Below are 15,172 nucleotides of genomic sequence, written 5' to 3'. Positions count from 1 at the left end.
CCCGGGGCGGCACGACGGCACGGTCACGGTGCCACCTCGTCCTGGAGGCGTGCGGCAGCGGCGGTCATGGGCGCCGGCCCGTGAAAGACGGGCGGGCCGGGGGTGTCGTCAGGGCCGGATCAGGCGAGTTCGTCGATCGTCCGCAGGGCCCTGATGTCGCGCTTGACCTCGGCGGCGGCCCGGGCGAGGCCCGCGATGCGCTCGACGAGGGCGCGGTCCGGGCAGTGGACCGCCAGCCGCAGCGACACCAGCAGCGGCGTGATCCTGGCCCCGGCGCCCTGCACCCCGCCGAGCCGCGCCCCGGCGCGGACCACGTGCTCAACGGCCGCGTCCGGGCGCTCCTCGCGCAGCGCGGCCGCCGCGGCGGCCTGCTCGGTGAGCACCTCGACATCCCAGCTACCGGCGTTGCGCAGGCCGGGCGGGCGGGTCGGGCGGGGCCCGCCGAGCGTGGCGTGCCAGAGCCCGGCCGACTGCGCGGCCGCGCTGAACCCGATCGCGTCGTACCGCCGTACGGCCCGGTCCAGCGCCTGCGCGGCGCCGGTGTGGTCGCCGTGCCGCTCCGCGAGCGTCGCGCGGAACATGTCGAGTCCCGCCAGGCCCGGCTGGTGCCCGATTCCGGCCAGGATCGACAGGCCCTCGTCGAGCAGCTCGGTCGCGGCGGCCGAGTCGCACGTCATGTCCGCGAGCAGGGCCGCCGGGCAGCCGACGGCCGCCCGTACCGTGTGGGCGTCCTTGAGCTCGGCCTGCAACTGCGTGCAGATGGCCGTGGCCGCCGGGGCGGGGGTGTTGCCGTAGGCCAGGCAGAGCGCCAGGTTCCCGTAGATCTCGGTGGCGCCGAAGCACCAGCGCGCCCGCCGCGCGTGGCCGAACGCCTCGCGCAGCACGGACTCGGCCGTCACGTAGTCGCCGACCTCCATGTGCCCGATGCCCTCCAGAAGCAGCACCCTGGCGTACGCCGCCGGATCATCGGCCCGGTACGCCAGCTCCCGCGCCTGCCCGATCAGGGAGGTGTGCCATCGCCCGGTCATCATGGAGCGGGCCACCGCCTCGTTGAGCGTGAGCTGCACCGCCGCCGCCAGGTTGCCGCCGGTGTCCCAGCGCTTCCTGGCCTCCGCGATCCGCGCCAGCGTCTCGTCGGCCCGGCCGGCCGCCGCCGTGGCGTACGTCTCGATGGCCGCGATCTCCAGCTCCAGTCCGGGCAGGCCGGAGTCGAGCCCGGCGACCTGGCCCGCGGTCTGCGACGCCATGGCGAGGTCGCCGCGCGAGACCGCGAACTGGGCGGCGGCGCACAGGGCGCGCGCCGCGCGTACGGCGGCGTGCCGCTCTTCCGGCCCGCCCGGGCGCAGCTCGAGCCAGGCCGCGTGGGCGCGCCCGGCGTGCAGGGCGCACAGCTCGATCTCCGAGGGGTGCCGGTCGGCCCAGGCCTCGGCCAGGTCGGCGACCTGCGCGTGCACCTGGGCGCGGTCGGCCAGCGGCAGCCTGCCGTACGCGACCTCGGCCACGACCGGCGACTCGACCTCGAGCTCGTCGGCCGAGCGCGCCCGCGTGACGAGCAGCCGGTGGTCGAGCAACTGGGCGAGCGTCTCGTCGAAGCTCTGGTCCAGCGGCGGGTCCAGGGCCTCGGAGACCGTCTCCAGGTCCCCGGGGACGCAACTGCCGCCGAGCGCGTTGGCGATGGCGAGCAGCCGTTGCGCGTCGGCGCCCAGATGGTCGAGGCGCGCGCCCACCGCCGCCTCCGCACTCGGGGCGATGAGATCGGTCCGGCCCTCGGCGTCCACCTGGAGATGGGAGAGCTGCTCCAGGTAGAGCGGGTTGCCGGCGCTGCGCCGGGCGAGGTCCTCCAGCGGCCCGCCGGACCCGAGCCGGGCGGCCACCTTCGCCGCCAGCTCCAGCGTGTCCTCCTGGCCGAGCGGCGGGACGCGCAGCTCGGTCATCGACCCCCGCGTCAGCGGCGGCTCGTCCAGCCGGCCGCTGAGCATCATCACCGCCCGTACGCGCAGCTCCGGGTCGTCGAGCCCCTCGGCGAACTCGCGCACCGCCGGGGACATCCACTGGCAGTCGTCGAGGACGAGGACGAGCGGCTGCCGCGCCGCCGCCTCCCGCAGCAGCTCGCGCAGCGTCCAGAAGATCTCCTCCTTGCCCTGCGGCCCCTGACCCCGGGGCCGGCCCGCACCGAGGGCGGCCAGCTTGTCGGCGAGCTGGTAGAGGGGCCAGTAGCCCAGCCGCTGCCCGTCGCGCCGGCAGCGCAGGGTCAGGAACCGCGCGTCCGCCCCCATCCGCCCCGCCACCTCGGCCACCAGCCGCGACTTCCCGACGCCCGGCTCGCCGGCCAGCACCACGACGGGGACGCCCGGCTCCTCCAGACCGGACCGCAGCGCGGCCAGGACGTCGTCGAGCTCGGTACGGCGGTCCACCAAGGGCGTACGCGCCGCGTCGGCGTCCCGGCCGGCCTCGCCCGCCGCGCCGTCGGCGACCTGCCACGCCCGCAGCGGCCGGCTGAAGCCCTTGGCCGTGATCGGCTCGATGGCCTGGGTCGGCACGGCGCCCCGGACGAGCAGCCACGTGCGCACGTCGATGACGATGCCGTCGACGGGCGCCGCCGCCTGGAGCCGGGCGGCCCGGTTCATGACCTCGCCGATCGCGAACGAGGAGTCCCGCTCGGACAGCGCGACCTGGCCCGAGGCGATCCCGAAGCGGACCGAGAAGTCCACCCCGCGTGTACGGCGCAGGTCGGCGGCCTGGCGCGCGATCCTCTCGAGGGAGACGCGGGCGCAGCCGACCGCGCGGATCGCGTCGTCCTCGTGGGTGGCCTCCACGCCGAAGACCGCGACCACGGCGTCCCCGATGAACTTCTCCACCCGGCCGCCGTGCTCGGTCGCGGCCCGGCTGACGTCGGAGAAGTAGGTGGCCAGCGTGCTCTGCCAGACCTCGGGGCTGAGGCTGCCCGCGAGCTGGGTCGAGCCCGCCACGTCCCCGAAGAGGCAGGTGACGAACCGCAGGGTCGTGCGGCTCTTCGACTCGGGCGAAACGGCGCCGGGGGACAGCGCTTCGGGTGTCAGGGCCGTGCCGCACGTCATGCAGAAGCGGGCGGCGGCGGGGTTCTCACCGCCGCAGCGAGCGCAGGGTCGCATCACCGATCACCAGCACCAGCCGCCGCTCGCGTACGCATGTCCTTCGACGTCCACGGCCTCCTCCATGCGTTCCTTGATGGAGACGAGCACGTGGAGCTCCTCGTCGCTGAGGGATTCCAGCACCGCGATCTGCTCCTCTGACGCGGTCGTCAGGTCGAAGCCGGCGGCTTCCAGTTGGTCGATGGTCGCCATGACCTCTCCTTTCCTGCGGCGTTCGCGCGCAGTTGGACGGCGTCGACGAGCTGCGTCAGGCCGTGTGCCGTGTTGAGCGCGCTCAGCCCGATCAGCGTCTCGGCCTCGGGAGTAAGCGGAAGCTTGTCCATCGCGCGCCACAGTTCCTCCCGGTGCTCGCCGTCCAGGACGGCGTGGGTCACCAGGGTGCGGAACGCGTCCATCGGCAGGCCCGTGCGCCGGGAGAGGATCGGCGCCAGCTCGGGCGGGGGAGGGTGGCCCTCGAGGACGGCGATGTGCCCGAGCAGCGCCACCGGGTGCGCGTGCTTGATCCAGTAGTACTGGCTGCCGACCACCGCGGCGACGCAGGGCGGCGGCGGGTCCGTGAACAGGGCGGCGGGGTCGCCTCCGGCGCGGGCGTAGTCGTCCACCACGTCCCGGTCGTGGCCGTACTCCTCGGGCACGTGGTGGGCCAGATACGCGGCGACGCCCCGTGAGAGCTCGTCGTCGCGGGCCACGCAGGCCGATGTGGCGTCGAGGATGAGCGGCACGGTGGCGCGCACCATGCCGTGCAGGGCCCTGAGCCATTCCCGGTAGAGCTCGCGCGGCGCCGGATGCCGCCACATCCGCTCCGTTCCGGCCCGCAGCGCCGGCATGACGAGGTCGAGCTTGGCCATCAGCCGGAGGCTGGGCGTCGGCGCGGCGATCATGTCCGGCCCGCCTGGCTCATGAGGGCGCTCAGCAACCGGGCTCCGTCGCCGTCGTCCTCGACGGCCTCGTGCATGCGCCAGCACAGGCCGCAGATGTCCGGGTAGCGGGAGCGGGCGAGCCCGGCGAACACCGGAAGCCGCACCAGGCTGTCCGGCGGGACCGAGCCGACGGCGCGGAGCAGCGGGTCGTCGCGGAAGCGGGCCAGCGCGGCGCGCACGTCGGCGGCGCCGGCCACCCGCCGGCGCAGTCCCCGGGGCCCGCCGCCCGTGATGACGCTCTCGTTGCAGCAGCCGGTGACCACCCCGTCGTAGCGGATGGTCGGCGACGCGGTCAGCGGGCAGGTGCCCAGCTCGGCGACGTCGTGGTGGCGGCCGATCGCGAAGACGCCGCTTCCCCGGCCGGCCCGCAGCGGGGTGATCAGCGTGAACTCCGCGCGCCGGGCCCAGTCGTCGCCCAGCACGTCACGCAGGACGCCACGGGCGAACTCGGGCGCGCCGGGCTCGTCCAGGAGCTGCAGGATGACGTGGCAGCGCGCCCGCGCCGCGTGCGCGACCGCGCGGCTGAACCTCCGCCGGTCGATCGCGGCCCGGTGGAAGCCGTCCGTGCTGAGGATCACGGTCGAGGACCGTTCCAGCACCCGCGTGACCCAGCCGGGGCATCGGGTCCCGGACGCCCAGTACCCGCTGGAGAACAGGACGACGTCCTTGCCCGCCTCCGCGAGCGCGTCCACGGCCAGGACCAGCCCGCGGCGCTCGGCGAACGGCTCGCCGCCCGAGATCGCGACGGCCTCGATGCCGGGCTCGGCGCCGATGGCCGCCACGATCTCGGCGAGCAGGCCGTGGTCGGTGACCCGCGGGCCGTCGGGGAGCGCGGCGACCGAGCAGTGCGCGCAGCCGACCGGGCAGCGGTCGGTCAGGTAGAGCAGCACGGTACGGCCGCGCGTGCGGCGCAGCCGTTCGATGTCGGCGAGCCTCAGCCGGCGCATGACCGTTCCCGACCCTGCCAGCCGAGCGTCACCAGCTCGCTGTAGCGCGCGATGCCGTGGCGGCGGGCGAAGACGTGCGGCCCGTGGCCCTCCACGAGGCCGCGTACGGCGCTCTCCATCGCCGGACCGGCCGGCGAGTCCAGATACCCGGCGACCCTGTCGCCCAGGCCGGGGTCGCGATGCAGGTTCACGCAGACCTCGCAGTAGCCGGGCGCGGGCGGCCCGGCGTCCGACCCGAAACGGTCCTTCGTGTAGCGCGGCCCGAACATCCGGATCGCCCGCGTCAGCGGCCGGTCCAGATGGCGCCGCCGCAGCACCGACCACGGATCGTGGTCGGCGTGCCCGAGAACCAGGTGCGGCGGCCGGGTGGCGGCGACGAGATTGTCGTTGCAGCACGTGAGCACCGTCCCGTCGTAGGTGACCAGCGGCCAGGCCGCCATCTCGCACGGCGCGGGCGCGGCCTGCCGCACGTGAGGGCCGTCCGGGCCGCCCAGGGACCGGGCCCGGCCGACGGGCCGGAGCGGCACCACGAGCATCGGCACCTGGTCGGCGAACTCCCGCCGCACCTCGTCCACCAGCTCGGCGACGTAGGGGTCGGCGTCGCCGTCGCCGGTGATCTGCACGCTCACCTGCGGCCCCCACGAGCGGACCTCGCGCAGCACGCGGAAGGCCGCGTGCCTGCTGACCTCCCGCTCGTGGAAACGGTCGAGGCTGACCGCGAAGTGGTCGACCGCCGAGATGGCCGCCCGCAGGGCGGGCGGCACCGCGTGCCCGTCCCTCGCGAAGTACAACCCGGACAGCAGGTACGACTTCGCCCCCGAAAGCCGCGCCGAGTCGGCGAGGTCGCGCACCAGCCGCGGCCTCAGCAGCGCCTCACCCCCGGACATCGCGATGAACTCCGGCCGCTCCGCGCCGGTGAACGACGCGACCAGCCGCCGGAAGGGCCGATCGGCGTGCTCCGCGCTGTCCATGGCCGACTCCGTGGAGCAGTGCGCGCACGACAGCGGGCAGCGGCGGGTGAGGGCGAGGAAGACGCCCGCGGCGGGCACCGCTCGCAGCACCGCCATCTCGGCCAGATGCATCAGGCCACCCCCGGGGCGGTGGCGGCGGTGACGAACCGGCTCAGCGCGTTGAGCAGCTCGTCCACCGCGGCGTCGGAGGCCTCGGACCGGCTGAGCGCGATCTCCAGGCGGCTCCAGGGGGTCAGGCCCTCTCGGGCGCTCCGGGTCAGCGAGCGGGCCGCGGCCATGAGCGTGAGCGTGATCGCCGACTGGGCGGCCAGCTCGGTGAACAGGTCGATGGCCGCCATCTCCCCGAACCTCTGCAGGGCGGGGTCGAGCACCTCCATCACGCCGATGGTGCGGTCCTCGAGCTCCAGCGGGGCGGCCATCAGGATCGACGGCACGTATCCGGTGCTCTGCGCGAACTCCCGGTCGAAGCGCGGATCCTCCTGGACGTCGCTGAGGAGCACCGTCTCGCCGGTCTGGAACACCCATCCGGCGACGCCGCGCCCGGTCGGGATGGCGACTCCCACCAGGCGGTCCTCTCCCTCTCCCGACGACGCCTCGAACACCAGCCGGTCGCGCTCCTCGTCGTAGAGGAACACCGACGCGGCCGACGCCGAGAACGTCAGCCGGGCGAGCCGTACGGCCGACCTCAGCAGCTCGTCGTGCTCGGTGGGACGCAGCAGCCGCCCCAGCGAGGAGGTCAAGGAGTCGGGGATGCGCACGCCCATGGTGGCCTCCTCATGTCCTGTTGTTGGCGATGGCGGACAGCACGTGCTTGAGCTGGCCGGTGGCGAAGCCCGGGTGGCGCTGCAGGACGCGTGCGCACAGCCCGGTGATGTGCGGGGTGGCGAAGCTGTTGCCGCTCTGGCGGGAGGTCCCGCCGCCCGGCAGCGGCACCTCGACCCCGATGCCCCGCGCGAAGAACTCGGCCGGGGGCGCCGGGTTGCATTCGATGTGCTCGGCGAGCGCCATGGTGTGCGAACCCACCGAGATCACGCTCGGGAAGTGCCAGGGATAGCTGCGCACCGGCCGGTTGTGGGCGGAGGCCACGATGGTGACCCCGGCGAAGTACGCCCTATCGACCAGATCATGCAGGGCCTCCTTGTGCTCGGCGCGACGTGTCGACAGGCTCAGGTTGATCAGGGGGAAGCGGTGCTCGATGGCCCATTCCAGCGCCGCCAGCAGCACCTCGCCCCGGCCCTGCAGGCCGCTGCCGAGCACGCGTACGCTGGTCAGCTCGCAGTCCGGGGCCATGGCCCGGATGACGCCGGCGCAGGCGGTCCCGTGGCCCGCCTGGTCGCCGATCTCGTCCGGGATGACCGTCAGGTCGTCGCCCGCCATGGTGAGCGTGGTGACGGACCTGGTGAAGGTGGAGTGCCCGGCGTCGACCCCGCTGTCGATCAGGCAGACCCGTACGCCGGATCCGGTGGCCGATCCCCAGGCCCATTCACGGGTGACCGCGCAGGGGAGTGGCAGGCGGGCCGAGTCGATGGCCGCGCCGCGCGAGGCGTGCGCCAGCCGAAACGTCCGGGGAGGCGGCGCCTCCGCGACAGCCTGAAAATCCGCCATTGCCCACCCTCAGCGTTATTGTTCCTAACTCCGAGTAAATAGTGCGAGAGGGTGTTCATAGTTACTTCATAGTCCGATCAAAGCGCCGCGAAAGAGTGATTTCGAGGGCTTGAGAAACCCCAGGGAGTGACAGACCATGAGAGCGAAATCAAAGCGGAGTGTGACTCATGTTAGAGTTTCGCTTGCTCGGCGCCGTCGAAGCCTACTCGAACGGGCAGCGCGTCGGGCTGGGCCCACGTAAACAGAGACTGACATTCGCCGTCCTGGCCCTGGAGGCCAACCATCCGGTCACGGTGGAACGGTTGGTCGAGCTGAACTGGCCGGGGTCTCGCCCGCGTACGGCACAGCACGCGATCCGGGTCTCCGTATCCCAGTTGCGCTCGATTCTGAACGGCGTCGACCCCACCCGGTCGGAGATCGCGCTGACGGCTCAGGGGGCGGGCTACATCCTGCGTACCGACCCGCAGCGGATCGACGCCCACCGGTTCCGCGGCCTGGTGCAGCGGGCCCGGACGGAGCCCGATGACGAGCGCCGGGTCGCGCTGCTCGATCAGGGCCTCAGCCTGTGGCGCGGCCCCGTGCTGGCCGGTACGGCCCCGCCGGAGACCCAGGAACGCCTGGGCAGCGGCCTGGAGGAGTCGCGGCTGGTGGCGCTGGAAGACAAGATAGACGCCGGGTTACGGCTGGGCCGCCATCGCCAGCTTCTCGACGAGCTGACCGAGCTGACGCGATGTCATCCCTTCCGCGAGCGACTGACCTGCCAATTGATGATCGCCCTCTACCGCAGCGGGCAGACGCACACGGCCCTGGAACAGGCCAGGAAGGCGCGCCGCCGGCTGGCCGACGAGCTCGGCATCGACCCCAGCCTCGAACTCCAGCGGCTCGAGGTGGCCATCCTGCGCAACGACCCGGTCCTGCTGCCCCAGCCCGATCGCGTCCTGGTCGCCGGCCCGGCGCCGCCGGCCGTGCCGGCCCAGCTACCGCGCTCCGTCTCCGATTTCACCGGCCGCGCCGGGCAGCTCCGATGGCTGGACGAGCACATCAAGGACCACACGAGCACGCCGGTCACGATCGCGATCACCGGCGCCGCCGGGGTCGGCAAGACCGCTCTGGCCCTGTACTGGGCGCACCGGGTTCGTGAACGCTTCCCCGACGGCCAGCTCTACGTCAACCTGCGCGGCTTCGCCACCGGCCCGCCGATGCGCCCGGAGCAGGTCCTGGGCCGCCTGCTGCGCTCCCTCGGGGTCGCCCCCGAGCAGGTGCCACCGGACGCGGACGAGGCGGCCGCCCTCTACCGGACCATGCTGGCCAGCAAACGCGTCCTCGTGCTGCTCGACAACGCGGCGACGCCGGAGCAGGTCCGCCCGCTGCTCCCCGGCGCCACCGACTGCCTGGCCCTGGTGACCAGCCGCGACCGGCTCAGCGGCCTCGTCGCCCTCGACGGCGCCCGGCAGCTTCCGCTGGCCGTTCTGGACCCCGTCGAGGCGCGAACCCTTCTGGCCCGCATTCTCGGCGCCGACCGCGTACGCCAGGAGGCGGACGCCGCCGCCCGGCTGGCGCAACTGTGCGACTACCTGCCGCTGGCGCTGCGGATCGCGGCGATCAACCTGTCCCGGCACCCGACGCGCACCATCATCGACGCCGTCACGGAGCTGGCCGGCAGCGACCGCCTGAACGCCCTGCAGGTCGACGGGGACGGCCAGGCCGCCGTGCGCGCCGCGTTCGACCTGTCGTACGCCGCCCTCGACGAGCCCGACCAGCGCCTCTTCCGGCTGCTGGGCCTGAGCCCGTGCCCTGACGTGAGCCCCCTGGCCGCCGCCGCGCTGGCCGCCATCCCCGTCGACCAGGTCCAGCGGGCCCTGGACCGCCTCGAACGCACGCACCTGATCCTGCAGACCGCCCCGGGCCGCTACGGGTTCCACGACCTGATCAGGCTCTACGCCCGCGACGGCGCGAGCGAGGCGGAACGGGAGGGCTCGCCGGCGCGCCTGTTCGACTTCTATCTCAAGGTCGCCGACGAGGCCAAACGCCTGCTCTACCCCCAGGCCCTGCAACTGGCCGGACCGCCACGACAGTGCTCCCCGCTCACGTTCGAGGAGCCTGCGGCGGCGCTGGCCTGGCTGGACGCCGAACGATCCGGCCTCATCGCGGCCGTCACCCACGCGGCCGCCCACGGCCCTCCCGACGTGGCCTGGCGGCTGGCCGACACGCTGCGCGGCTACCTGTCGCTGCGGCGCGACCCCAACGACTGGCAGGCCGTCGCCGAGGCCGCGCACACGGCCGCCAGCCTCAACGGCGACCTCACCGCCCAGGCCGCCACCGAGCTCAACATGGCCCAGGTCTACCAGAGCCGGGGCATGCACCCCCAGTCGCTGCACCACTACGCGCAGGCCCTGCGGCTCGCCCAGCGCGCCGGGTGGCGCCAGTGCGAAAGCGCGGTGCTCAACAACCTCGGCAACGTGCACTGGAAACTCGGCTCGCTGCAGGAGGCCGCCGACCACTACAGCCAGGCCATCGTCATCTCGAGACAGACGGGCCAGCGCACCATCCACGCCACCAGCCTGGCCAACCTCAGCATGGTCTACCGCAGTCAGGGGCAGCTCGCGCGCGCGGCCGAGCTCCAGCACGACGCCCTGACGCGCTATCAGCAGGCCGCCTACCGCAACGGCGAGGCGATCGCGCTGGAGAACATGGGGGAGATCTACCACGACCTCGGCGAGCTCGACCGCGCCCTGGACTACCTCGACCGTGCCCTGCCCATCTTCCGCCAGTCGGGCAACCGCTATGGCGAGGTCCTCGTCCTGAACGCGCTGGCCGCGGTGCATCGTGACGCCGGTCGCCATGACACCGCGCTCGACCTGGCCGACCGCGCGGTGGAGCTGTCCGTCGCGATCGGCGACCGCCGGGCCGAGGCCGACACCCTGAACACCCGCGCCACCGTACGCACCCGCCTCGGGAGCCCCGAGCAGGCCGCCGAGGAGCACGGCCGGGCGCTGGCCATCGCCCGGGAGGTCGGCAACCCGCAGCCGCGCCTGGAGTCCCTCATCGGGCTGGCGAGCGCCCACTGCCATCTGGGGAACCTGGAGCAGGCCTCCGCCCACGGCCACGAGGCGCTCAATGACGCGCGCCGCTGGGGATTCCGTCAACTCGAGGATCAGGCGCTCGCTGTTTTAGCCGCCATACCTATCCGCACGGATGACCGGGAAATCAGCGCGGCATTGTCGGTGGATTCAGAATGAGTAATTCACGACACCGGTAGAGAGATATTTGAGCAAGTCTTCTTATTGCTCGCGGAGTGACCGGGATTTATCTTGGATATATGAGGAAAGCAGCCTTTTCATCGCCCGGTGTACATGACGACACCAACAAATCCAAGAGCCCTTCCGGGCTCCCCTCGACGAAGAATTCGGACTTCGGGTAAGCGCGCTCTTAAATGGTTGTCCGCCGTACTGACGAAAAGTAAACTCAGGCCGATGATATTTCGGCCGGAAAGGCCGGCCGCGGCGAGGGCACCCGCTTCACGCTGCCGGTGAGCGAGCACCGATTTCCTCAGAGTCAACATCCGCTCGCGCCGCACAAGCGAGATCTCCTGATGTGAGGTGGTCCGTGACCCCCGCGGCGCGAGCGGGTCCGATCGCCGCCGGTGTGCCGCTGATCAGGATGGACGGACGGACGCGCCCGGCAGGCATCGCCGGCTCCACCCCGCTTCTCCGCGCCCCGGTGGCGCCGCCGCCGGTCCCGGCCGCGCGCCGGGCGACGACCGGCCCCGCGGAGCGAGACGCCGGCGCATGATCCGCGAGCGATCCTGACAGCCTTCCTGACTCGGGCTCCTTCCCGGCCGGTCGGCGACGTCCCGCGTGATCATCCGAGCGCCGCCCGGCTCTCGTCGACAACATGCCCTGACTTCGGTAAAGCCGAGCGCGGGGAAAGATGTCCCATCCGCGGGGATGGAGATGTATCCCTTCGCGGCGAGTTCGGCGGGCATCCCTTCGCGGAACATACGCGACATGACGCCAAACAAAGCGAAATCATGCTCCTGCGGACACGGCTCGTCCTGCTCATGTGCCAGCAGTTGCGGCTGCGGCTGCAACTCCTGATCGACGGCCCCCTCGCCGCCCTCCCCACCCCAGTCCCCGAGGAAAGAGAACCAGGACGGCCTGACGGCCCACCCGCGTGAACCAGCCGCGGGCACGGGCTCCGGCGAGGGTCCACCTGGAGCAGGGTCTCGACGCGACGAGGCTCGTGACGGAGCGGTTCACGCCGCTCGTCCTGCCCAGGTTGCTCAATGCGGCCCGCGTTCGCGTCCACAGGACGCTCGGCCCCACGAGTCCCCCACGAGTCCCCCACGAGTCCCCACGTGGGGCCGGCGCAGGCCGCCGCGGGCGGCGCTCCGCCCGGTGAGCCGCCGGGCGGAGGGCACCCCCGGGCATCCCGCGTCGCGGCGGATCGCCCGGGAAAAGAACGCTCGCGCATAATGCTCCTGAGAAGCGGACTTCTTCGCAGGTTCGGGGCCGCCGTGCGCACCGTCGTCATTCAGCCCGGTGCCGGGACCCGGCTGCAGTTCGAAATGCTGGAGCTGGAGCCCGGCGCGGATATCGCCGTCGGCCGGCGCCGACATGAATCGCCGATAGATCTCGTTCTCGACGACCCCGGAGTATCGCGGCTCGCCGGTCGGATCAGGGCCGTGGCGGATTTCTGGACGATCAGTAATTTGACCAGGAACAAGACGTGCGCGGTGGAAAATCCGGAAAGCGGCGAAGAGTTCGTCAAAGTGCCGCCCGGGCGATTGGGCGCGCCTATCCCATATGCATTCTCCCGCGTGATCCTGCCCGCCGGGCACGATTCCCTGTCGTTTCTGGTCTTCGCCTCTCAGCACGCCCGCGCCGGCCCTGACCCCCGGCGCCGCCAGGTCAGAGGCCGCCCGGCGTGTACATCCGCAGGTAGTGTGCGACCTTGTCGGCATACCAGCGCGCCTTCGGCGGGACGCCGCGCGTGGCGCGCATCGTGTTGGTGTTCGACTGGAAGATCGTCGCGCCCGGCAGCCGGCGTTCGACGGGGTCACGGGAGAAGCCGACGACCTCCGGCGCCAGACGGCACAGGTAGGCGCCCATGTGCCGGATCGACACGTACGGATCGAAGACCAGCCGTCTGGCCTGCGGCTTCTGATCGATCGGCAGGTAGGACTCGGAGGACGTGCGGGATCCACCGGGCGATGCCGTACTCGTCCTTGCCCGGGTCGGCCGGATCGTCGATCACGAGCGTCTGGTGGAAGCGCGCGGGCCGCCGATGGCTGAGCGAACGGTAGAGCCTGAGCTCGCGATGGGTCATCTCGGCGAGATGGTTGAGCTGCCTGGTGGTCAGCTCGCCCAGCTCCCCGTGGCGATCGGGCGGACCACCTCCCACCCGGCCACCCGATAACCGATCGGAACCGATCTCGCCCACCCGTCCGCCTTCATTTCGCCGCCCCCGAAGCGACCCGGAATTCGCGGTTTCCGGCGGGCTGGGAAGGGCCGATGTAGAACGCCGGAAAACCGCGAGATTCACCTCCGGGCTTCTGGATGTCATGACCCGAACAATTCGTCAAGCCCGACCGCCTCCATAAGTTTATAGCTGTGGCCGCGCGGATCGGGCGGCAGGCTGTCGAATTGTTCATCCGAAAAGAGCGGCCGGCGGGCGTGACAATTCCCAAATGCCGAGAATGGAGCGAAAAAGGTATGGCGGTGAGAACTCGTAAGCCGGGTTGTCCGGCGGGTGTCGCGGCGGCGGCTCTGGGCGTCTCCCTCGCCGCGACGCCGGCGCAGGCCGCACCGCCCTGGCTGAGCGATCCGGGCTCCTGCACCGGCGTGCAGACCGCGCGGACCCGCGACTGCACGGCGGGATACCCGACGAGTTCGAGCTCCGCCCGCGCCTTCCGCTCCTGCTACGTGACCAGCGGCAGCGCGACCTGCTCCAGCGGCAACTCCACCGCCTGGTGGTAGACGGAACGGCGGACCGACGGGGGAGGGCGCCGGCGCGCTACCGTGACCAGCCGGGCGGGGCCGGGACGGTCAGCGGGCGGGCCCGCGACGCGTTCAGCTCCTCCGGCGGCACGGCCGGGCAGCGCGCGCCCCTGTCCGGCACCGTGAGCGTGGTCAGGTAGCGGTCGATCACGGCCGCCGGGCACGGCCCGCGGAAGTAGACGCCGTGCCCCGAGCCCTCATAGGCGAGCAGCCGGGCCTCACGGCCGATCTGCCGCGCCACGCTCACCGCCCCCGGGTAGCCGGTGACCGGGTCGTGCAGTGCGCCGGTCAGCAGCAGCGGGGGCGTGCCGGTCACGCGCAGGCGGTGCTGCGGGTTGGGGGTCGCCGAGCCGAGGCAGTAGGCCGCGACCGGCTGCGCGAACCCGCTGATCCGCATGTCCGGCGCGATCTTCGCCGAGCGGCGCAGGTAGCGGGCCCAGTCCCGGTAGTCGCGCACCGGCAGCCGGAAGTCCTGGCAGAGAATGGGCAGGCCGTCGTTGACCACCTCTTCGGCCTCGTCGGCGGGAGCCGCCGCCGGCGCCAGAACGGACGCCACCGTCCGCCCGGCGCTGTCGGGCTCGGCCATGAACGCGGCCAGCTCCCTGAAGTACGGCCCGTAGAACGCGCGGAACCCCAGGAAGATGAGGTTGAGCGGGCTCAGCGGCTCGTCCGGCTCACCAGGCCAGTGCAGCTCGCCGCGCTCCGCCCGGGCCAGCAGGTCCTTCCACACCGCGCGCACGTCCCTGCCGTGCAGGGCGCACGAGGCGGTCCGGTCGCACCAGGCGACGAACTCGTCGAAGGCGTCCTGCGCGCTCCACGACCCGGCGTCGAAGAACGCGGCCGTGCCGAGACTGTGGTCCACGACGCTGTCGAGCGCCAGCGCCCGCACCCGCCCCGGGTAGCGCTCGGCGTAGAGCTGGCCGATGACGGTGCCGTACGAGATGCCGTAGTAGGTGAGCCTCCTCTCGCCGAGCGCGGAGCGCAGGGCTTCGAGGTCGCGCACCACCTGGCCGGTGTGCACGTGGTCGTAGAGCGGCCCGGTGCGGGCCCGGCAGTCCTGGCGGTATCGCTCGTTGAAGGCGAGCATGGCCTCGAAGCCGGCCTGGCTCCTCACCTCCAGCGGGTCGGGGAAGGTCTCGTACAGCTCCTGCGAGCACAGGATCGGGTTGCTGCGTGCCACGCCGCGCGGGTCGAACCCGACGATGTCGAAGCGGCTGGTGAGCTCGGGGGTGAAGCCGAACGGGTCGGTCAGGACCGCGTCCACGCCCGACCCGCCGGGGCCGCCCGGGTTGATCACCAGGGAGCCGATCCGGGCCGCCGGATCGGTGGCCCTGCGCCGGGCCAGCGCCAGCTCGAACGTGGGGCCGCCCGGGTCTTCCCAGTCCACGGGCACGGTCAGCGTGCCGCACTCGGCGGAGGCGTCCTCCGGGCACGGCGCCCAGGAGACGCCGCTCGCCACCGCCGGCGCCACGGGCAGCAGCGGAACGACCAGTACGAGTAAGAACGTCAGAACGAGAGCGGGTCTTCGCACGGCGTGTCCTCTCATCGGAGAACTTGATCCTGAACCGGACCACCCGGTCAGGCCAACCGGCTGAAGGA

General features: G+C 72.4%; 12 protein-coding genes. 3 read left to right on the top strand and 9 right to left on the bottom strand.

Annotated features, from left to right (window positions below; all coding sequences use genetic code 11):
• Positions 1-119: 119 nt before the first annotated feature.
• Genes AB0I15_RS41120 through AB0I15_RS41090 form a run of 7 tightly spaced genes read right to left on the bottom strand, consistent with a single transcriptional unit; the run spans position 120 to position 7,574 of the window.
• A complete protein-coding gene (locus AB0I15_RS41120) occupies positions 120-3,131 on the bottom strand; it encodes an AAA family ATPase (RefSeq protein ID WP_358108565.1) in 3,012 nt (1,003 codons plus the stop codon).
• Positions 3,132-3,137: 6 nt separating this feature from the next.
• A complete protein-coding gene (locus AB0I15_RS41115; protein WP_358108562.1) occupies positions 3,138-3,323 on the bottom strand; it encodes an aroma-sacti cluster domain-containing protein in 186 nt (61 codons plus the stop codon).
• On the bottom strand, positions 3,281-3,979 hold the full coding sequence (locus AB0I15_RS41110) for an iron-containing redox enzyme family protein (RefSeq protein WP_358108559.1): 699 nt from the start codon (positions 3,977-3,979) through the stop codon (positions 3,281-3,283). The genes AB0I15_RS41115 and AB0I15_RS41110 overlap by 43 nt, the downstream gene beginning before the upstream one ends.
• 29 nt (positions 3,980-4,008) lie before the next feature.
• Positions 4,009-4,998, bottom strand: a complete 990-nt coding sequence (locus AB0I15_RS41105) for a radical SAM protein (protein WP_358108556.1) — start codon at positions 4,996-4,998, stop codon at positions 4,009-4,011.
• Complete coding sequence (locus AB0I15_RS41100; RefSeq protein ID WP_358108553.1) at positions 4,986-6,080, bottom strand: hypothetical protein; 1,095 nt, start codon at positions 6,078-6,080, stop codon at positions 4,986-4,988. Before AB0I15_RS41100 ends, AB0I15_RS41105 begins: the two co-directional genes overlap by 13 nt.
• Entirely contained in the window at positions 6,080-6,733 is a 654-nt protein-coding gene (locus AB0I15_RS41095; RefSeq protein WP_358108550.1) for a GAF domain-containing protein, read from the bottom strand. The genes AB0I15_RS41100 and AB0I15_RS41095 overlap by 1 nt, the downstream gene beginning before the upstream one ends.
• 10 nt (positions 6,734-6,743) lie before the next feature.
• Positions 6,744-7,574, bottom strand: a complete 831-nt coding sequence (locus AB0I15_RS41090; RefSeq protein WP_358108547.1) for a S8 family serine peptidase — start codon at positions 7,572-7,574, stop codon at positions 6,744-6,746.
• 167 nt (positions 7,575-7,741) lie between these two features.
• Here AB0I15_RS41090 and AB0I15_RS41085 point away from each other — a divergent pair, with 167 nt between their 5' ends.
• Both AB0I15_RS41085 and AB0I15_RS41080 read left to right on the top strand, forming a co-directional pair.
• Positions 7,742-10,813 (top strand): tetratricopeptide repeat protein, encoded by a 3,072-nt coding sequence (locus AB0I15_RS41085; protein ID WP_358108544.1) that lies wholly within the window; start codon positions 7,742-7,744, stop codon positions 10,811-10,813.
• A 791-nt stretch (positions 10,814-11,604) separates the two neighbouring features.
• Positions 11,605-11,751, top strand: a complete 147-nt coding sequence (locus AB0I15_RS41080) for a hypothetical protein (RefSeq protein WP_358108541.1) — start codon at positions 11,605-11,607, stop codon at positions 11,749-11,751.
• A 733-nt stretch (positions 11,752-12,484) separates the two neighbouring features.
• On the opposite strand, the gene AB0I15_RS41075 is transcribed toward AB0I15_RS41080, so the two are convergent.
• Positions 12,485-12,700 carry a hypothetical protein gene (locus tag AB0I15_RS41075; protein WP_358108538.1) on the bottom strand — a complete coding sequence of 72 codons (216 nt, stop codon included), beginning with the start codon at positions 12,698-12,700 and terminating at the stop codon, positions 12,485-12,487.
• A gap of 594 nt (positions 12,701-13,294) precedes the next feature.
• On the opposite strand from AB0I15_RS41075, the gene AB0I15_RS41070 reads away from it, so the two are divergent.
• Entirely contained in the window at positions 13,295-13,552 is a 258-nt protein-coding gene (locus AB0I15_RS41070) for a hypothetical protein (RefSeq protein ID WP_358108535.1), read from the top strand.
• Positions 13,553-13,589: 37 nt separating this feature from the next.
• On the opposite strand, the gene AB0I15_RS41065 is transcribed toward AB0I15_RS41070, so the two are convergent.
• Positions 13,590-15,104, bottom strand: a complete 1,515-nt coding sequence (locus tag AB0I15_RS41065; RefSeq protein WP_358108532.1) for an alpha/beta fold hydrolase — start codon at positions 15,102-15,104, stop codon at positions 13,590-13,592.
• Positions 15,105-15,172: the final 68 nt, after the last annotated feature.

Origin of the sequence: Nonomuraea sp. NPDC050643 (assembly GCF_040654715.1) — a bacterium.
GTDB lineage: Bacteria > Actinomycetota > Actinomycetes > Streptosporangiales > Streptosporangiaceae > Nonomuraea.
The sequence above is the reverse complement of the archived record's forward strand: the minus strand, read 5'-3'. Positions and strand labels throughout refer to the sequence as shown.